This window comes from Robertmurraya siralis (genome assembly GCF_005502275.1).
Classification (GTDB): Bacteria; Bacillota; Bacilli; order Bacillales; family Cytobacillaceae; genus Robertmurraya; species Robertmurraya siralis.
The window spans coordinates 557095-577596 of the sequence record NZ_SWLZ01000001.1 but is presented as its reverse complement, the minus strand read 5'-3'; the positions used below and the strand labels follow the sequence as shown (position 1 = coordinate 577596).

17 protein-coding genes are annotated in these 20502 nt (G+C 39.6%); all 17 read right to left on the bottom strand.

Annotated features, from left to right (window positions below; translation table 11 throughout):
• Positions 1-59: 59 nt before the first annotated feature.
• The gene (locus FCJ93_RS02725; RefSeq protein ID WP_095308184.1) at positions 60-1019 is read right to left on the bottom strand and encodes an ABC transporter permease; all 960 of its coding nucleotides are present in this window, start codon (positions 1017-1019) and stop codon (positions 60-62) included.
• A gap of 1 nt (position 1020) precedes the next feature.
• Positions 1021-2079 carry an ABC transporter permease gene (locus tag FCJ93_RS02720; protein ID WP_095308182.1) on the bottom strand — a complete coding sequence of 353 codons (1059 nt, stop codon included), beginning with the start codon at positions 2077-2079 and terminating at the stop codon, positions 1021-1023.
• Positions 2079-3605, bottom strand: a complete 1527-nt coding sequence (locus FCJ93_RS02715; protein ID WP_095308180.1) for an ABC transporter ATP-binding protein — start codon at positions 3603-3605, stop codon at positions 2079-2081. The genes FCJ93_RS02720 and FCJ93_RS02715 overlap by 1 nt, the downstream gene beginning before the upstream one ends.
• A gap of 351 nt (positions 3606-3956) precedes the next feature.
• Entirely contained in the window at positions 3957-5063 is a 1107-nt protein-coding gene (locus FCJ93_RS02710; protein ID WP_137742850.1) for a BMP family lipoprotein, read from the bottom strand.
• A 55-nt stretch (positions 5064-5118) separates the two neighbouring features.
• A complete protein-coding gene (locus FCJ93_RS02705) occupies positions 5119-5844 on the bottom strand; it encodes a GntR family transcriptional regulator (protein ID WP_095308176.1) in 726 nt (241 codons plus the stop codon).
• A gap of 222 nt (positions 5845-6066) precedes the next feature.
• Positions 6067-8406 (bottom strand): DNA translocase FtsK, encoded by a 2340-nt coding sequence (locus FCJ93_RS02700; protein ID WP_137742849.1) that lies wholly within the window; start codon positions 8404-8406, stop codon positions 6067-6069.
• 120 nt (positions 8407-8526) lie between these two features.
• On the bottom strand, positions 8527-8739 hold the full coding sequence (locus tag FCJ93_RS02695; protein ID WP_095308172.1) for a YlzJ-like family protein: 213 nt from the start codon (positions 8737-8739) through the stop codon (positions 8527-8529).
• Positions 8736-9485, bottom strand: coding sequence for a ClpP family protease (locus FCJ93_RS02690; protein WP_095308170.1), 750 nt, complete (start codon positions 9483-9485; stop codon positions 8736-8738). The genes FCJ93_RS02695 and FCJ93_RS02690 overlap by 4 nt, the downstream gene beginning before the upstream one ends.
• Before the next feature lie 296 nt (positions 9486-9781).
• Positions 9782-11455 carry a ribonuclease J gene (locus FCJ93_RS02685; protein ID WP_211344077.1) on the bottom strand — a complete coding sequence of 558 codons (1674 nt, stop codon included), beginning with the start codon at positions 11453-11455 and terminating at the stop codon, positions 9782-9784.
• A gap of 336 nt (positions 11456-11791) precedes the next feature.
• Positions 11792-12664, bottom strand: a complete 873-nt coding sequence (gene dapA / locus FCJ93_RS02680; RefSeq protein ID WP_137742847.1) for a 4-hydroxy-tetrahydrodipicolinate synthase — start codon at positions 12662-12664, stop codon at positions 11792-11794.
• 74 nt (positions 12665-12738) lie between these two features.
• Positions 12739-13980, bottom strand: a complete 1242-nt coding sequence (gene dapG / locus FCJ93_RS02675) for an aspartate kinase (RefSeq protein WP_095308166.1) — start codon at positions 13978-13980, stop codon at positions 12739-12741.
• A 77-nt stretch (positions 13981-14057) separates the two neighbouring features.
• Positions 14058-15107: an aspartate-semialdehyde dehydrogenase gene (gene asd, locus FCJ93_RS02670; protein ID WP_095308165.1), complete on the bottom strand. Its 1050-nt coding sequence runs from the start codon at positions 15105-15107 to the stop codon at positions 14058-14060.
• A gap of 390 nt (positions 15108-15497) precedes the next feature.
• Positions 15498-16094, bottom strand: a complete 597-nt coding sequence (gene dpaB, locus FCJ93_RS02665) for a dipicolinate synthase subunit B (RefSeq protein WP_095308163.1) — start codon at positions 16092-16094, stop codon at positions 15498-15500.
• Between the two features lie 5 nt (positions 16095-16099).
• Positions 16100-16993: a dipicolinic acid synthetase subunit A gene (dpaA, locus tag FCJ93_RS02660; protein ID WP_095308161.1), complete on the bottom strand. Its 894-nt coding sequence runs from the start codon at positions 16991-16993 to the stop codon at positions 16100-16102.
• Positions 16994-17631: 638 nt separating this feature from the next.
• Positions 17632-17886, bottom strand: coding sequence for a YlmC/YmxH family sporulation protein (locus tag FCJ93_RS02655; protein ID WP_095308713.1), 255 nt, complete (start codon positions 17884-17886; stop codon positions 17632-17634).
• A gap of 162 nt (positions 17887-18048) precedes the next feature.
• Positions 18049-19284: a M16 family metallopeptidase gene (locus FCJ93_RS02650; protein WP_095308159.1), complete on the bottom strand. Its 1236-nt coding sequence runs from the start codon at positions 19282-19284 to the stop codon at positions 18049-18051.
• A 251-nt stretch (positions 19285-19535) separates the two neighbouring features.
• Positions 19536-20474, bottom strand: coding sequence for a polysaccharide deacetylase family protein (locus FCJ93_RS02645; protein ID WP_095308157.1), 939 nt, complete (start codon positions 20472-20474; stop codon positions 19536-19538).
• Between the last annotated feature and the right edge of the window lie 28 nt (positions 20475-20502).

Here is a 20502-nt window from a genome sequence, read left to right as displayed (position 1 = left end):
AGTAGAAGACAATCATCGGATCAAAAAAGACCTGACAATAGTCAGGTCAGAAATTACGATTAACGATGTCCTTTGACATAAGGAATCCCTGAAGCCTTTGGAGCATCTGCACGACCAACGAACCCGGTTAGTGCCAGAATCGTTAACACATATGGCGCGATGATTAAAAATACTGATGGAATATTTTGAAGCAATGGAATTTGTGCACCAGTGATACTTAAAGAAGTTGCAAATCCAAAAAATAGCGCAGCTCCCAATGCTCCGATTGGATGCCATTTACCAAAAATCATCGCAGCTAAAGCAAGGAATCCTTGTCCAGCAATCGTATGCCCTGTAAAGTTACCAGAAATCGAAAGCGCGTAAACAGAGCCACCAATTCCAGCAAATACGCCAGATAAAACAACGCCAATATAGCGCATGCGATTCACATTAATTCCCATTGTATCGGCAGCCATTGGATGTTCACCAACGGAGCGAAGCCGTAAACCAAATGGGGTTTTGAAAATAATATACCAAACTAGAATGGCAACGAAAATGGCAATATAGGATGTATAAGGAATACGTGAAAAGAAAATATCACCAATTACCGGAATATCCGATAAAAAGGGAACATCCTGCTTGTTAATGCGGTAATCAACAAAATCAGTTTGCCCTTTATTGTAAATCCGTCTAATCAAGAAAAGGGTCAGTCCAGCCGCCAGCATGTTAATCGCTACCCCTGATACCGTTTGATCTGCACGGAAAGTAATACTTGCGACAGCATGTACAAGAGAAAATATCCCGGAAGCAATCGCTGCAACAACGATCGCAATCCATGGTGCAGCCGCACCAACACTGTCTTGAAGAGTTAAAGTTGTCACAACACCAGCAAAAGCTCCAAATAGCATAAGCCCTTCAAGACCGATGTTCACAACGCCTGAACGTTCACTCATTACTCCACCAAGAGCAGTAAAAATGAGAGGGGCTGCTGTATACAACGTAGCGGGAATAATAATCACCAAAATATCTAAAAAGCTCATGTTATTTCCCCTCCTTGCTAAAGCGTGTAAGTAATAAGCGTATTAAATAACTAGATGCAACAAAGAAAATAATTAAGGCAATAATAATCTCAACAAGTTCTGAAGGGACGTTCGCATTGAAATTCATTTGCGGCGCTGCTGTATTCAAACCTCCAAATAATACTCCAGCAATAATAATCCCGAATGGATTATTTGCCCCTAATAGAGCCACAGCAATTCCATCAAATCCCGTTCCCGTAAATGCAGAAAGCACCGTCATATTTTGGAATGTTCCCAATCCTTCCATCGCTCCAGCAATTCCAGCAAATGCGCCAGAAATGGTCATGGAAAATACAATGTTCTTGGAAACATTCATACCCGCATATTGTGAAGCGTGGCGGTTATACCCAACTGCTTTTAATTCATAGCCCGTCGTTGTTTTTTCTAAAAGAAACCACATGATGATTGCCATTAAAACGGCAGCCAAAATGCCCCAATGGAGACGAGAGCCATTTGTCAAATCAGATAAAAAACCAGATGAAAGCGAAGCTGATTCTTGAATTTTGTATGATTTCTCATTACCTGCATACAAATATCTTTTAATAATATCCGCTGTTGTATAAAGCGCTACATAGTTTAACATTATCGTTACAATAACTTCATGTACTTTAAATTTTGCTTTTAAAAACCCGGGAATCATCCCCCAAAGCCCACCTGCGATTGCTGCAGCTAGGATCGCTACAGGAATATGAATAACTGCCGGTAAATTAAGAGCATAGCCAACATAAACAGACGCTAGCCATCCTACTAATAGCTGCCCTTCAACCCCTATATTAAACAGCCCTGTTTTAAAAGCAAAACCAACTGCAAGCCCGGCTAGAATCAGTGGAGAAGCAGCGCGAATCATTTCACCGATATTTTTTGGACTTCCAAACATTCCTTGAAATAAAGCACTGAAGCCTGCCGCTGGATCGTAACCACCAATTAGCATGATGATCGCTCCTACAAGCATCCCTAAAATGGCTGAAAAAATAGGTACAACAATATTAAATAACTTGTCATTTTTCAGGAGTTTTTGCATTATGAAACACCTTCTCTTTCTCTCTTGCCACCAGCCATTAATAGCCCTAACTCCTGCTCTGTTGTTTCTTTAGGGTCTACTACATCAACGATTTTACCTTCATATATTACGGCAATTCGATCACTTAAATTCATGATTTCATCCAGTTCAAATGAAATTAACAGGACCGCTCTGCCTTTATCTCGTTCTTCAATCAGCTTGGAGTGGATAAATTCAATTGCGCCAACGTCTAGTCCCCTTGTTGGCTGGGCAGCGATTAATAAACTTGGACTGCGATCGACTTCTCTCGCAATAATTGCTTTCTGTTGGTTCCCACCTGACAAAGCTCGGGCAGGCGTGTATTCTGAAGGTGTTCGAACATCGTATTCCGCAATTAAGGCTTTCGCTTTTTCATAGATTTTATTGTCATTTAAAATGCCAGAATTTGAGTACGGTTTTTGATAATAGGTTTGTAAGACAATATTCTCCCCCACTGTGTAATCAAGCACCAACCCGTGTTTATGGCGATCCTCTGGAATATGTCCAATCCCTGTTTCAGTGATTTTACGTGTGGACAAATGGGATGTTTCCTTCCCATTAATTTTTATGCTCCCTGATTTTATCTTCCTAAGACCTGTAATTCCTTCAATAAGCTCAGATTGACCGTTTCCATCAACTCCTGCGATTCCTAATATTTCCCCGGCTTTCACATCTAAGTCAAGTCCGTTTACACTGGGAATATTTCTCGCATCGGTAACGACTAAATCTTTTATCTCCAGCACTACTTCTTGAGGCTCAGCATCCTTTTTATCCACTTTAAAATGCACCTCGCGTCCCACCATTAAGGCAGCGAGCTCATCAGGATTCGTTTCTGCAACATTAACTGTTCCAATTCCTTTTCCCTTACGTATAACTGTACAGCGATCACAAACTGCCATGATTTCCTTAAGTTTATGCGTAATTAAGATAATCGACTTTCCTTCAGCAACTAGCTTGCCCATTATTTGGATAAGCTCCTTAATTTCCTGAGGTGTTAACACTGCAGTCGGCTCATCAAAAATTAATATCTCGGCCCCACGGTAAAGCGTCTTTAAAATTTCAACCCGCTGCTGCATCCCTACAGAAATATCCTCAATCTTAGCGTACGGATCGACAGCAAGGCCATACCTTTTCGAAAGTTCCTCAACCTTCTTTGCCGCATCTTTAATATTGATTTTCCCAGCAACAGTAGGTTCACTGCCTAGAATAATGTTCTCCGTGACCGTAAAATTATGGACGAGCATAAAATGCTGGTGTACCATTCCTATTCCTAAACGGTTCGCCACATTCGGATCAGTAATTTTTACGGGTTCACCTTTAACCTTTATTTCTCCTTTTTCCGGTTGATATAAACCGAAAAGAACATTCATTAAAGTCGATTTCCCTGCACCGTTCTCACCAAGCAATGCATGAATTTCTCCCTGCTTAACTTGTAAGGTAATATTATCGTTCGCAACAATGCCTGGAAACTCTTTTCGAATGCCATTCATTTCGATTACGTATTCCACCAATATCACTCCCTATTTGAATGGAAAAAATTATCACTTTTAGATCCTACTAAACAACAAATCGATTTCAAACGTGCCAAGTAAAATATGTATTGAACGAACGTTCTCATAACTTTAAGGACGTGATCGTCTCGTTGTTTATTGGCTCATTTATTCTTCAGACGATCGAAGCTTCTTTTATATTTGTCGTTATTAAGCATTTTTTTACATTTAAAAATGTTACTTTTTTGCAGCCTTTTCTAAAGAATAAATGAGGCAATAACATCTCTTCTAATTCTTTCCAGAGAACCTTTTCTCGGAAAAGTAAGGCTAGTGATTGTGTTGCCACTAGCCTTACATTGAAACTCTTATTTATTGTAGTGAAGCTTCGAATGCTTCAAATTCTTCATCCGTTTTAGGTACTTCAATTTCCCCATCAAGGATTTTTTGTTTAAATTCTTCCACTATATCTAGTGCCTCTTGGCTTACGTTTTCTGTTGTAGGAGCGATTCCTACTCCCTCTTCAGCAAGACCAAATACTGTTTCTTTTCCACCAGGGAAGTTTCCATCTAATGCCATTTTAGAAATTTCATAAACAGCATTGTCAACACGTTTAACCATTGAAGTTAATGTTACGTTTTCTGGAAGTCCTTCTTCATGTTGGTCACGATCAACCCCGATTACCCATACTTCTTCACCGTTTGCTTTACGGTTTTTCGCTTCAGTGAATACTCCGTTACCAGTTCCACCAGCAGCATGATAAATAATGTCTACCCCTCCACTATACATTGTGGAAGCAATGCTTGTTCCATTTTCAGGCTTATTAAAGTCACCAGCATATTGAACAACTACTTCAATAGTAGGGTCAACTGATTTAACACCGGCTTTAAAGCCGTTTTCAAACTTCTTGATTAGTGGTGAATCAACTCCTCCAACAAAACCAAGTTTCTTTGATTTCGTATGCTTTGCAGCAATTACACCAACTAGGAATGAACCACTATGCTCATCAAATGTAACATTAGAAACATTATTTAACCAGACTGGTTCTCCGTTTTCATCTGATAAAAGACTATCAATTAACGCAAAATGTGCGTTTTCATTTTGCTCTGCAGATGCTTTAACCGCATCAGCTAGTAAAAATCCAGCTGCAAATGTAACATCAAATCCATTTTCAGCAAATTGACTCAAATTCGGAATATAATCAGCTTCTTTTTCTGATTGAAGGTAACGGTACCCTTCATTTTCTGTTAAGCCTTTTTCTTCACCAAACTTTTTTAAACCTTCCCACGCAGATTGGTTAAATGATTTATCATCTACCCCACCAGTGTCTGTTACAAGACCAACTTTGAAGTCGGATGCTTTATTATCCTTTCCTTCATCTCCGCCGCCTTGTTCACTTTCGTTGTTTCCACAAGCACCTAAAATTGTTCCTGCAGCAAGTACGAGTGATAAAGCTAATCCAAATTTACGCTTTTTCAAGGTTTGTACCCCCTATAAATTTGATTTAGTAGATTAACATCAGGACCTCTTCAGCTTAAATTCTCTTTCGCAAGACATGAAAGCTGAACTTGTCTGCTCGAAAGTAATTAACCGAGTAAAGAATCGGCATATCCTTTTCGTCGAAATGCATTTGCTTTAAAACAAGCAAAGCAGTTTCAGGGTCACATTCTAGTATTGGTGAAATTCGTTCATGATATCCAAGCGGTTCAATTTCGGCAATGGCGTATGTAATTTTTCTTTGTGAAGTCTCTTCTAATACATGGAAAAGTGATTCCCTCTCATGTGAAAAGGTTTGAGGTAAATAATGATGCGGCACATGATCCACGCAATAGACGACCGGCTCTCCATTTGCAGTGCGAACTCTTTCCATCACAAAAATTTCATCATCTTCAGAACATGCGAATCGACGGATATCCTCCTCGGTTGCACCTAGAGTATCCGAGCTTAGAAAAATGGTACCTGGCTTCATTCCGACTTGAACAATCATATTGGTTACACTATTAAGCTGTTCAATTCCAGAGGAAAATAAAGGTTTAGCATTAACAAATGTCCCCACACCATGGCGTCGGATAATCACATTTTCTTCTTCAAGGATTCGCAACGCCTCTCTTAGTGTTGCCCGACTAACTCCTAAAAGCTTTGCCAGGTCAAATTCAGAGGGCAACTGCTCCTTCTCTTTGTAAATCCCTTTTTCGATATCCTGTTTAATCCGATCAATCACCTGTAAATATAAATGTCTGTTATCTGATTTGATGGACATCCTTTACTTCCTCCAACCAATTTTCTCCAAGACATCAGACCTCTGATGTATAATCATTCCTACTAATCGAAAATACTATACCATTTTTCAGTTCATAAATAAATAGAGAAAGACAAGATTCTACAAATTTTACTTCAAAAAAATTTACAAAACCTTGCAATGATAGACATTATGAGCCTTTCATTGCAAAAGTGGGGAAGGGATTTCAATAGTATAACGCATTTAAGAACCTGCCTCTTCTGAAGGCTTGTCCATCAATACTGCACGAGGCTTACTGCCTTCATACGGTCCAACTACCCCTCTAAGCTCCATTTCATCTATCAATCTGGCTGCTCTCGTATAGCCGATACGGAACCGTCTTTGCAGCATCGAAACTGAGGCTGTTTGCATTTCAAGAATTAATTCCACCGCTTCATTGTACAGCTCATCCTCGACTTCAGACGTTGTTTCCGGAAGATCGTCTGGAATCATTTCTTCCTGATACTGGGCTTTTTGTTGGTCGATCACAAAGTCAACAATTTCCTCGACTTCGTCATCTGATAGAAAAGCACCTTGTACACGTATTGGTTTAGAAGCACCGACTGGTAAAAAGAGCATATCCCCTCTTCCTAGTAGTTTCTCAGCACCACCCATGTCCAAAATGGTGCGGGAATCAGTTGCAGAAGAAACAGCAAACGCAATTCGTGAGGGAATATTGGCTTTGATAACACCGGTAATGACATCAACAGATGGTCGTTGTGTAGCGATGATCAGATGTATGCCAGCTGCACGTGCCATTTGTGCAAGACGTGTAATGGCATCCTCTACATCCGATGAAGCTACCATCATCAAGTCTGCCAGCTCATCGACAATAACAACGATGTATGGAAGTAAAGGCTGTTCAGCACCAGACTCGGCATTATGTTTCTTCATGTATTCATTATATCCTTCAATGTTTCGCGTGCCTGTATGCGAAAACAATTCATAGCGACGTTCCATTTCACTAACTACTTTTTGCAAGGCTTGTGAAGCTTTTTTCGCATTTGTCACCACTGGCGCAAGCAAATGCGGGATTCCGTTATATACATTTAATTCGACCATTTTCGGATCGATCATCATTAGCTTCACTTCATGAGGTTTAGCGCGCATGAGGATACTCGTAATAATACCGTTTATGCAAACACTTTTTCCACTACCTGTAGCTCCTGCAACGAGCAAATGCGGCATTTTATTTAATTCTGCCAGCACGGCCTCTCCTGTAATATCCCGGCCCAATCCAATCATTAGTTTAGAGTCTGGCTTATCATTTTGCTTTGATTCAAGCACTTCCCTTAAAGAAACCATCGCCACTTCAGAATTTGGAACTTCAATTCCAATTGCAGATTTACCTGGGATAGGCGCCTCAATGCGAATATCCTTTGCCGCTAATGCCAGAGCTAAATCATCGCTAAGACTAACGATTTTGCTAACCTTAACCCCAACATCGGGATGTACTTCATACTTTGTTACAGCGGGACCTAAATGGACCTGCGTCACCTTCGCCTTCACACCAAAGCTTTGAAATGTTCTTTCAAGCTTTGCCGCATTTGCATGGATCAATTCATATTCACCGCTTTGATCCGTATGTCTCGGTAGCTTTAATAACTTAATTGGCGGAAGTTCATAATCGACATTCTCCACTTCCGTAAAGGTAATCGTCGGAGCTTGTTCTTCATCATTCTCCGCAGACTCCGCCTCTTTTTTGTCATTTCTTTTATGTATATCTTCTTCAGGCTGGACGTAAGCTCTTTCCGCAAAGCTAGAAATAATCGGCTCGGACGGTTCCTCTCGTTCATTCAAAACCTGCTCACCTGAATGCGGAGCTATCATCTCTTCCTTTTTTTGTTGTTCTTTCCATGCTTGTTCCTTCGCACGAGTTGCTTCTTTTTTAGCCACTCTTTTTTCCTTCGCAGTTTTTAAATCATCGGTGAATTTTTTCCATTGATTTTTAACAAATCGCCCAATTGAGAGAAGCATCTTAACTGCTGCCTCTCCAAACGTTTTACCGGTTAAAAGTACAATTCCAATCATAATCAAAACAGCAGCAATAATTTTTGAACCTGCCTCATCAAATAAAAAGTAAAATAAGGCAAACAATATTGCTCCGACCATTCCTCCGCCAAGATCGGTCGTGCTCGTTTCGCCATTTACCTCCATCCAAAAAAGCTCCCACGTATTCTTAATCACACTTGGATCAGCAAACTTCCCATTGTTTAACAAATTATTAAATAAGGTGACGTGGCTTAACAGTAAAAGTGAGGCTACAATTAAATAAATCCCCACAAGCCTCCGATGGAAATAGTTTGGAATTTCTCTCTTCCAGATAAAATATCCTCCTACTACGGCAAGTGCCAACAAACACAACATAAACCATTCACCAGTGAAAAAGCGGAAAAATAAAACAATCGCCCTTCCAACAGCTCCTAATCCTGCAATTGAAATGGCTGCTAATGCAATAAAAATAAGACCGATAAGCTCGAAGCGGATCGTTCGCTTAAACTGAGTACTTTGCTTTGTGCTTCTTCTACGTTTCCTTTTTGCCATTCAATCACCTTAAATCTTGTAATTATTTTTCAAAACGAAAGCAGCCTAAACGGCTGCCTTTCTTTTGAGGTGAACCTATTATACCATAAGTCTTTTCTCTAATACCATCGTTCTTGGGCATTAATGGATCGAAATCATCGCACCTGGACTGTAGCGCTGATCGAGAAAATGGTTTGGGTCGCTACTAAGATTGCGTATAACTCTATATTTTTGTTCCCCCGTCGCTTCAACAATGAGTGGGATGCCCTCATGCAATATTTGCTTTTGCTTGCCAAATTCATGTTCGTCGCTTGGGAAAATAAGCTCCTGAGGCATCATCGTATATAAGATCACTGAATCAACTCCTCACTGTTTTTCTTATTTATCTCAATCAATTCATCCAATTTTCTCATCGCTTGACCAATTCCTCCAACTTCATCAATTAATCCATACTTAACCGCATCTGTCCCTATTACATTCGTACCGATATCTCTTGTTAAATTTCCTTTTTCAAACATCAAATTTTTGAATTTTTCTTCCGAAATGTTTGAATGCCGTGTCACAAAGCTTACCACTCGCTCTTGCATTTTATCCAAATATTCAAACGTTTGCGGAACACCGATCACAAGACCAGTTAGGCGGATTGGATGAATCGTCATCGTTGCCGTTTCTGCAATAAATGAATAATCACATGAGACGGCAATCGGAACTCCGATGGAATGGCCGCCACCTAGAACAATCGAAACGGTTGGCTTTGACAACGATGCCAGCATTTCCGAAATCGCTAAACCTGCCTCAACATCCCCACCAACTGTGTTAAGAATGACTAATAGCCCTTCTATTTTTGGGTTTTGCTCAATTGCTACTATTTGCGGGATCAGATGTTCATATTTTGTTGTTTTATTTTGGGGTGGCAATTGAAGATGACCTTCAATTTGTCCAACTATTGTTAAACAGTGAATTTTTGAATCTTGCGAGAGCTGAGGAACATTTGTTTGCCCTAGCTGTTGAATTTTTTCCATTAAAGGAGAGGACTTATCCTCTTTGGGCTGCTCCTGTCCTTCCTCCTGCTCACTTGTAAATTTACTGTTGTGCTCCATTCCATATTCTCCCTTCTGTACAATAACTTATTGTTAGTATTGAACCTGGCCCGCAAATTCATGCAGAAAATCACAGGCGAAAAGAAGGGAAAGCAATTAGAAAGAGATTGTAACTGAGATTAAATGCGGAGCCAGCTTTTTATCGGAAGGAAGGTTAAAATGCCAGTTGTTTTCTCGCAAGACGGGGATACGAATTTCTTGCCTTACATGGAATCAGAGCATGTGTAAACAAAGTTTCACAAAATGTTGATTAACAAAACCACATGATAAAAAAGAGAGGTCCACAAGGACGCTCTCTATACTTCCATGATAATCGGCATAATCATCGGTCTTCGTTTCGTTTTTTCAAATAAAAACTGGTTGAGCCCATCTCGCATGTCTTGTTTAATACTCGCCCAATCAAAAAACTCTTGGCTAATATTTTTTTCCACAACTCCTTTTACAAGTTTAACAGACTCGACCATAAGCTCTTCAGACTCCCGTACATAAACAAAGCCGCGTGAAATAATTTCAGGACCTGCCGAAATTTTCTTTTCCGCCTTATTTAAGGTTACTACAACAATGAGAACACCATCCTGCGATAAAAGTTTGCGGTCTCTTAAAACAATATTGCCAACATCACCGATTCCACTTCCATCAACTAATATGTTTCCAGCGGGCACTTTTCCAGCAATTTTAACTTGATCACCCTCTAATTCAAGAACATCCCCTTTATCGATCATCGCAATTCGATCGTCAGTAATCCCGCATTCTTTCGCAATTTTACTATGGGCCTTCAACATGCGGTATTCACCATGTACCGGAATAAAAAACTTCGGGTTCATCATATTAATCATGAATTTAAGTTCTTCTTCGCTGCCATGACTTGAAGTATGAACCATCCGTCTTCCAGAAATAACGCTGGCACCTGCACGACTCAACATATCAATTGTCTTATATATGAATACCTCACCGCCGCGTAATGGAGAGGCAGCAATTAGAACCGTATCGCCCTCTTGAATATTTATATATCGATGCTGCCCCTTTGCCATCTTTTGAAGTGCTTCAATTGGCTCTCCTTGCATCCCTGTTGCTAAGATGACAATTTCATCGTCATCATAATCCTTCAATTCATCAATCGGTATGATTAATTCATGATGGACATGAAGATAATCAAGCTCGATCGCAATATCAAATACTTGCTGCAAACTCTTCCCTACTACAACAATTTTTCTTCTGCTTTCATAAGCAGCATCAAAAATATGCTGAATTCGATTTAAGTCTGATGCAAAAGAGGCAGCAATTATTCTACCCTTTGCGTTATAAAATACATCCTTCATCGAACGAACTACAATCGCCTCTGATGGTGTATAACCCGGCTTCTCAGCATCCGTACTGTCTGATAAAAGACAGAGTACCCCTTTTTCACCTAAAGCTGCCATTTTCCCTATTTCTGGCTTGTAAAGATCGGTGGCTGCCTGATCAAATTTAAAATCGCCCGTATAGACGATTGCCCCTTCTGATGTATGTATCGCAATACCAACAGAATCAGGAATGCTATGATTCGTTTTGAAGAAAGAGACGGTAACCGTACTCAGATCAATAATTGAATCTGAGTGTATCTCCACAAAATTCGTTTTTCCTTTATATTCCTGTTCCTTCAGTTTCGCTTTGGCAAGGGCAAGCGTAAGCTTCGTACCGTATACCGGTGCTTGTACATGACGTAAAAGATAGGAAAGTGCTCCGATGTGATCCTCATGTCCATGGGAGAGAAAAATCCCTTTTATCCGTTCCTTATTTTGCGTGAGAAAGGTAATATCCGGGATGACGATATCAATTCCGAGCATTTCATTTTCTGGAAACATGAGACCCGCATCTAAGACTAATAAGTCCTCGTCCACATCAACCACATACATGTTTTTGCCAATTTCTCCGACTCCTCCTAGAGCTACTATCTTGATGTTTTCATTCTTTCTTATGTTCAATGTCATACTTCCTCCTACTTGTTGTTTCCGACCCGAGATCAGTTACCATCATTATACTTGAAAACTGAAACCCTTTCCAATCAATTTTAGCGAATCTCCATTACTCCAAGTCTTAAGTACCTGTCTTTATCATAACCAAAAGGGTGGGAACCCTTTCCAACCAATAATTTTCAAGTGCTCTTATATAAAGTGCTTTTACATTAGCTTTCTATAAATAAAGATGCCTAAAAGTTTTCTCGACGAAGGCGGACTGCTTGCGCTTGGCATAAAGAGAACCGAATCTATAAAAAACCGGCTCAAACACTGCTTAATTGCAGCGTTTGAGCCGGCTTTTTAAAAGCATTAAGCCTTATTTAATAAAGCAATTAGCGCATTTCGCTCGTGCTCTGTTAAAGGGACTAACGGCAATCGTACTGAACCGACATTTAACCCTTTTAACTGAAGAGCTGTTTTTACTGGTACGGGACTCGGTGCTTTAAAAAGACCTTCCATCATTGGTAAAAGCGTTTGATGAAGCTCGGCTGCACGTCTATGCTCCCCGTTCAAGAATGCGTGCACCATTTCTTGCATTTCTTTTCCAATGATATGCGATGCGACTGAAACAACACCAGTTCCTCCGATCGCTAAAACCGGAAGTGCAATCCCATCGTCACCACTGTATAAAAGAAAATCTTCTGGCGTATTAGCAATAATTTTTGTCATCGCATTTAAATCTCCGCTTGCCTCTTTCACGGCTGCAATATTCGGAATTTCAGCCAAACGAATAATTGTTTCGGGTAAAATATTGACTACAGAACGGCTTGGAATATTGTAGACCATCACAGGCAATGTTGTTGCTTCGGCAATTTCTTTAAAGTGCTGGTACAGACCTTCCTGATTTGGTTTATTATAATAAGGAGCGACCACCATAATTCCGTCAACACCAAGCTGTTCTGCCTTTTTTGTCAACTCGATAGAAGCATATGTGTTGTTGCTCCCCGTCCCCGCAATAACCGGAATTCTCTTATCGACAATTTTTACAACGTGCTGAAACAATGCGATTTTTTCTTCTTTAGTCAATGTCGGAGATTCACCAGTTGTTCCAGCAACAACGAGAGAGTCCGTTCCGTTTTCAATCAAATAATTAATTAACTGAGTTGTTTTGGCAAAATCTATATGTCCCTTATTATCAAATGGGGTTACCATTGCGGTTGAAACTCTACCAAATAAAGCCATATTTACACTCCCTTGTGTACAATTAACACGATTCGAAGTTCATTATTTTCACAGTTGGAAAACTTCTTCAACCATTAATCCAATCTTTCATATTCAAATGTATCATTTTGAAGCTCAAAAGCATCATGCAGCGTATTGACTGCTGTGACAAGATCATCCTGCTTTACTAATACCCATATCGTTGTATGACTATCAGCAGATTGTAAAATTCTTATTCCCTTTTCCGATAAGGCAGTCACAATCTTCGCTGTAATACCAGGGACCCCAGCTATACCAGCTCCTACAATTGAAACCTTTGCACAATTTCTTTCTAACAGCGGTTCATATCCTTTGGCTTTTAAAATTTCTTCTGCCTTTTCACTCATTTCATCAGTTACCGTATACACGACACCGTTAGGAGAGATATTGATAAAATCGACGCTTATTTTTTCATTGGCCATCGACTTAAAAACTTCTGCTTGAAGGTCGTATTCACCCTTTCTCGCCAACACCTTAATTTGTGTAACCGGGGCAACATGGGCAATCCCTGTCACTGTGCGCTCATTAATATCACTGCCTCTATTGCTGCGATTTAACGTCGTCACAAGCGTCCCGGGATTGTCCGAATAGGTGGAACGAATTCGGATTGGAATTTTTGCCTGCATAGCAATTTCCACTGCGCGTGGATGAATGACCTTTGCTCCTTGATAAGCAAGGTTACATACTTCGTTATACGTAACAACACTCAGCGGTCGCGCATTTTCTGCAATACGGGGGTCCGCTGTCATGATTCCTTCTACATCGGTAAAAATATCGACCCATTCAGCTTGAAGTGCTGCTCCTAATGCTGATGCAGAGGTATCACTTCCACCTCGGCCAATCGTCGTTGTATCACCATTTTTGGCAGCTCCTTGAAATCCAGCAACAACGACGACATCATAGTTTTGCAACTCTTCAAGCAACCGATCGCATTCCATCTTTACAATCTTTGCATTGGTATGATCATGATTGGTTCGGAATCCTGCTTGAGACCCTGTTAAAGAGGTTGCCTTAATCCCGTTTTTGAGCAGCATTTCTGTAAAGACGACACTGGAAATCACTTCCCCGCATGAGAGAAGAAGATCCTGCTCGCGCTTTGTTACCATTGTTTTTGCTCCATCAATTAATGAGAGCAGTGTATCCGTTGCATAGGGATCTCCACTTCGTCCCATGGCTGAGACGACAACCACTACTTTATATCCTTCTAGGAGTGCTTTTTGAATATGTTTTTTGGCATATTCTCGCGTTTCCTCACTTCTTACAGAAGTTCCCCCGAATTTTTGAACGATAATCTTCATCGTAACACCTCAATTATTAGAAAGGCTCTTTTCTTAATTTCATTCTTAGTTGTTTGCGAGCAATCTATCCCGAAAACTTATTTAACTAGTCCGATTTTAATTAAACTTTCTGCAATCTGAACTGAATTCCAAGCAGCACCCTTTAGCAAATTATCCGATACAACCCACATATGAAAGCCGTTTTCTTCATCTAAATCTCTGCGAATCCGCCCAACAAAAACATCGTTTTTACCGACGCAGTCAGCAGGCATTGGGTAAATTTGATTCTGTGGATCGTCTTGTAGGACAACACCAGGAGCATCCTGCAATAAAGCTTTAATGTCTTCAGGTGTTACCCCAGCTTTCTCTACCTCGAAATAAAGTGACTCAGAGTGTCCTGTAGCAACAGGCAATCTTACGCATGTTGCCGCAACCTTTAATTCAGGTAAATGCATAATCTTTTTCGTTTCGTTAATCATTTTCATTTCTTCAAATGTGTAGCCATTGTCCATAAATTTATCAATTTGCGGAATCGCATTAAAAGCAATTTGATAATGCTTCTTATCCGATTTAACTGGTAAAATCTTTGGTTCGAAGTCTTCATTCTCAATAATCGCCTTTGTTTGCTCATAAAGTTCCTCGACAGCCTGTGCACCAGAACCAGAAACAGCTTGATAAGTGGAGACGATCACCTTTTTTAAACCGAACGTTTCAAATATTGGCTGTAACGCGACCACCATCTGAATGGTAGAACAGTTTGGATTAGCAATGATTCCATTATGATGATGTAAATCGGTCTCGTTCACCTCTGGTACAACAAGCGGCGTATTTTCATCCATTCTAAAAGCACTCGTATTATCGACCACAATCGCTCCCCTTTTAACCGCTTCTGGAGCAAGTTCTTTGGATACACCGCCTCCAGCACTGAAAAGAGCAATATCAACATTTTCAAAGCTTTCTGGTTTTGCTTCTTGAACGATATATTCTTGTCCTTTAAAAATCACTGCCTTTCCAGCAGAACGTGGTGAAGACAGCAATGTTAACGTCGAAATTGGAAAATTCCGCTCTTCAAGAGTTTTTAGCATTTGTTGCCCAACCGCTCCTGTTGCTCCAACTACTGCTACATGAAATGCTTTTCTTTCTGTCATAATTGTTTCCCCTTCCCATCTATATATGAATTGTTGGCTAGACTTAAATAGAAGCTAACATACATGTACCTTCTATAAAATTAGTTTCATTAATCATAATGTAATAAAAATGAGACCGATTCATCTTTGTAGAATTCGTTTTAAACTTCATGATTTTTAAAATAAAAAGAGGTATTACTATTAAATATTACATCATAATATGATCTATTTTACCATATTCATACTTTAATGAAATAAAATTTTGTCTCATTGAGAGAGAATTATCCATTCCTATTTTTAGCGGCAACGGGAGAGATTTTTCATCAAATATGGATCGCTGAAAAATCTCAGTCCCCATCCTCCTTCTTTTGATAAGGGGTATTCCACCTGCCGCCATTTTTTTAGTAAATACTATTGATCTTTATACCGTTCAACAAGTACTGGTTGAAGCTGCTCCCCTTTCATCGCTGCCTCCACCGTGTCCTGTAATAAAGACATTCTTGCCACTAACGAGTTCGGCTTTTTAATCGGATCATCTTGACCATATGGGATAAAATATATATTTTTTGTTGCCATCAACCTCATTAAATTGACACCATTTAAACCGAGAGCATCATTGGTTGAAATTCCTAAGACGACTGGTTTACGATTTCGCAGAGTAGCTTTTGCGGCCATTAATACAGGAGAATCAGTCATTGCGTTCGCAAATTTACTAAGCGAATTCCCAGTTAATGGAGCAATAACCATACAATCAAGTGGAATTTTGGGGCCTAACGGCTCTGCTTTTACAATGGAATCAATAACTTTATTTCCCGTTAAGTCTTCAATCCGTTCGATCCAATCTTCCCCTTTTCCAAAACGTGTGTCTGTATTTTTGACGGTATGGGTTACAACTGGCAAAACTTCTGCCCCTGCATGAACGAGCTTTTCTATTTCTGGAAAAACTTCATCGTACGTACAATGGGAACCAGTTAACCCAAAACCAATCCTCTTACCATTAACACTCATGCTCCTTACCCCTTTCGTGATTGTAAATCCTCCTGCAGTACTCTTGACAGAACGTTCGCCAATATTTGCCCTGCTGTCCTAGGTGCAACGATACCTGGCAAGCTAGGTGCTATCAATGCTTTAATTCCTCTTTTTTCTGCATAACGAAAATCAGTTCCTCCAGGCTTTGAAGCCAAATCAATAATCAATGTGTGCGGTGGCATTTTCGATATCACCGAAGCTGTCACGATCATATGAGGAATCGTATTTATACATATATCCACATCTCTAACATGTTCTCCGAGATTTTTTAATTGAAAAGGAGTAAGTGACATTTCTGTTATTCTTGCAATATGCTCTGTTTTTCTTGCCCCCACCTTTACATAGGCACCTAAGGCATTAAAAGCTCTAGCTACGGTCATTCCAACTCTACCAAGACCTAGAACAAGCACGTTTGAACCATGAATCGTAAAATCTGTATGTTGAATAGCCATCATAATTGTACCTTCAACCGTCGGGATTGAATTATAAATAGCAACGTCATCTCTTTGAAAAAGCTGAACAAGGCGGCGATCCGCTTTTTTAGTGATTCCGCTTAAATAGGAATTGGTGATTCCTGAATAAACTGTGCAATGTGATGGTGTCTCCAGCAATATCTCCTCAGACAATAATACCTTTTCATTTGAAAAGATTGTATCAACCTGACCGTCTAAACCTGTTCCAGCTACCGGAAGAATAATGGCATCGATGATGGAAAAATCGACTTCATCTATCTTCTCTTTTACCGCTCCTGAAAATGCGTGATCAAGCTGCTCGAAGCCTATTAGTGAGAGTTTTGCATCAAGCTCAGTTAATCTACGGATAATCTCCAACTGTCTTGCGTCTCCACCGATGACTGCTAAATGCAATCCTGTCAGCATAAAAAATTCACCTTCTTTTTTTGAAATCCTAAGCTAAGGCAAGATTATAAGTTAATGAACTCATTTTGTTTTATCGTTTTTTTAAAATATCAACTACTCCAACATCTTATGAATGAAAGAAAGGATCGGTGAGTTATCCCACTAAATCTCTTCTCAATTTGGTCAAGAGCTCTAGAACAACAGCTTAGGAACGTAGGTCTTAACCATTGGATAACGTGTTTCTGTCGATGATTTAAAGGAGTTTTTCCTCATCCCATAGCTTGGGTTAAAAGAGCCGCGGAAACGGATCTGAACTTTGCCTAAGATAATGCTCCTGCAATATTTCCCTATTTTTTTCTGGCGATGTTATAGGATTGTGCTGATTTTGTGAAAAACCAAGGCTTCCGTCTTTAAACTGAACGACCACTCTGACTCGGGTAAAATGTAACGCTGCTCTTCCTTGTCCGAATACACTTTCTTTTCGGACTTTGCTCTTCGATTCCCTAACATAAGAAATAAAATATTTTAAGGTATATATTCAAAAATTTTCTCCCCTGTTTCACCCGAGTAAGAGCTAAAATGCACCAATAATGAGCAACAATATGGTTGAACCTAACTTATTTCAAAAAAGAAAGGGTTGATGCAAAATACTATTTGCATCAACCCTCATCTAAATCGTTATTTGGTACATCAATAATGATCATATCATTACCGATTTTTTTAATATGGCGCCATGGTACTCGAACTTCTCCGCCTTGTCTTTTGAAGCCAAACCATTTTAACGACGGAATAAGCAATGCCCTGATTTGGCCACTATTCTCATCGATTTCTAAATCGGTTTGCCCCAGAACGCCTAGGCGCTCTGCCTTTTTAACATCGACTATTTCCTTCCCGCTTAATTCACTGAGCCTCAATTCATTCCCCTCCGTTTCCATCACTCCTTATATATGTATCAATAAAGTACAAAATTTAGAATAAGCTCGACCTAAATTATTTACATTTTGCCAAATTGGAAATTTGCGGTCCATCTTGTCATTCTACAAAAAACAACCTGCCGAAAAGCAGGTTGCAAGACGTTAAATATTCTTTGGTAACTCTCCCTCTGGGCTTATGAGGGAAACCGAAAATGCATTTGTGAAAATTGTATTGGCGAGCTTGTCAACGCCTTCCTTAGAGACCTGATCAATCTCATGAACAATTTCATCAAGGGTGCGATGGCGTTTTAACAGAAGCTCATTTTTTCCATTGCGGCTCATCCGGCTGTTCGTACTTTCTAAACTTAGCATTAAGCTCCCTTTTAACTGCTCTTTACAGTTGTTTAGTTCTTTTTCTGTAATCCCTTCACTTTTTAAATTAGCAAGCGTTTCTTTAATCGTATCAAACAATACATCCAACTGCTTAGCACCCGTACCTCCATAAATCGTCACAATTCCGCTATCGTGGAAGGAAGAATGATAAGAAAAAACAGAATAAGCAAGCCCTTTTCGTTCACGGACATCTTGGAATAATCTTGAACTCATGCTCCCGCCAAGAACATTATTTAAAACGATCAAATTATAAATGTCTTCATGCCCTACTTGTAGCCCTTCAAACCCAATGCATAGATGGGCCTGTTCCGTTTCCTTTTTCCGTGCCATATGGTTCATATGGAACATAGGCTTTCCATCAGGCTGCTCCTGATTCCCAGCTTCATAGCTCCCAAAATGTTTTTCCACATCAGAAATAAACGATTCAGTAATATTTCCGGCAATGGAAATCACGACATTTTCTGGAGTATATGTATTATGCATATATTCTTTTAATGTTTCACCGGTAAAGGATGCCAATGTCTCCTCTGTACCTAAAATCGGATAGCCTAACGGATGATTTTCATAGACAGCTTTGCTCAATAAATCATGCACAATATCATCGGGTGTATCCTCATACATTTTTATTTCTTCATAAACAACATTTTTTTCTTTTTTCAACTCTTCTTCATCAAAGGTTGAATTGAAAAACATATCAGCAAGTACTTCAAGAGCAAAATTCGCATGATTGTCCAGAACCTTTGCATAGTAGCAAGTATATTCTTTTGATGTGAAGGCATTAACCTGACCGCCGATACTATCGAATGATTCAGCTATTTCACGCGCTGATCTCGTCTTTGTTCCTTTGAAAAACATATGCTCAAGAAAATGAGATATTCCGTTGTTTTCCGGATTCTCATTACGTGAACCAGTTCCAATCCAGACGCCGATAGCAACAGAACGAACAGTAGGTATATTTTCTAGTACGATTCTTACTCCATTTTGACAAGTATATCTCTTAATCACGCAAATTCCTCCTGATTCAAAACATGATGCTAAAAAATTACATCGTTTCATAATAAGCGGTAACGACGGGTCTCACCGTTGCCTTGCCGAAAAGACTTTATTTCGTAAACTGTTGTTCATGATGATCATTTACGAAAACAGCCTCCATAAAAAATTGCCAGGACTAGACTGCTTCTCATCCTAAAAAGAAGGAGATGATAGGTCGGCATTAATCTTAGCTTGTCTCTTTTTTCCTCTAATATCCGAAAGTCTTACCGTCTTTCACTTAGCAGCTCTGAGACTGTATTGATTTCTAAATTTTTATTTTTAATTTCAGTAATTAATCGATCGAGCGCTTTGGCAGTTGAATCGGTCGGATGCATCAACACCATTGCCCCGTTATGAATTTTACTGATGACGCGATTGATAAGTACTTCAGGTGCAGGTTTTTGCCAATCGATCGTATCGACACTCCATAAGACAGTTCCTAGCTTTTCTTCAGCTGCAATTTTCACTACTTCATCGCGATAACTTCCACTAGGGGGCGCTAGCCATAAAGGTATTTTTTCAGTGGTTGCTTCAATCACTTCATTTGTTTTTTGAATCTCCTGTCTGATCATTCCCGCGGAAATTCGCTTCATATCGGGATGTGTATAGGAATGATTTCCTACCTCATGCCCTGCGGAAGAAATCATTTTTGCTAATTCAGGATGATTTTTTACCCATCTTCCCTCTAAAAAAAAGGTAACGTGAACATTATGTTTCTTCAAAGTTGCAAGAATAGGGGAAAGATATTCATTGCCCCATGCTACATTAATAATAAAGCTAACCATTTGCTTTTCTGGATTGCCTTTATAAATTGGATTTGGAGGAAGATCACGAAGATGGATATTCGGTTCAACTTGTTTATACACAAGCTTTTCCTTTTTAAACTTCCCATCCTTTTTCATCTTCTCAAATGATGCGTCAACATCAACCTTTAAACCATTAATGCCCGGAATTGCCTTCCAGACTGGGTCAATTTTCGCATCTATTGGTGCAACAGCGTAGTCTTTTGCCTTAGAGCGAATTTCTTCATATAAAGGGTCAACTTTTTTACTGACAAATGTACTATCTCCCTTTAATTTCGCCAAATATTGTACTGTTAAAGAATTATTAACAATAAGGACACCGAGTAAAACAATCATAGCAATAAAAACCAGCTTTTTCATCCTTTATGCCTCCTTCCTTACAAATTAT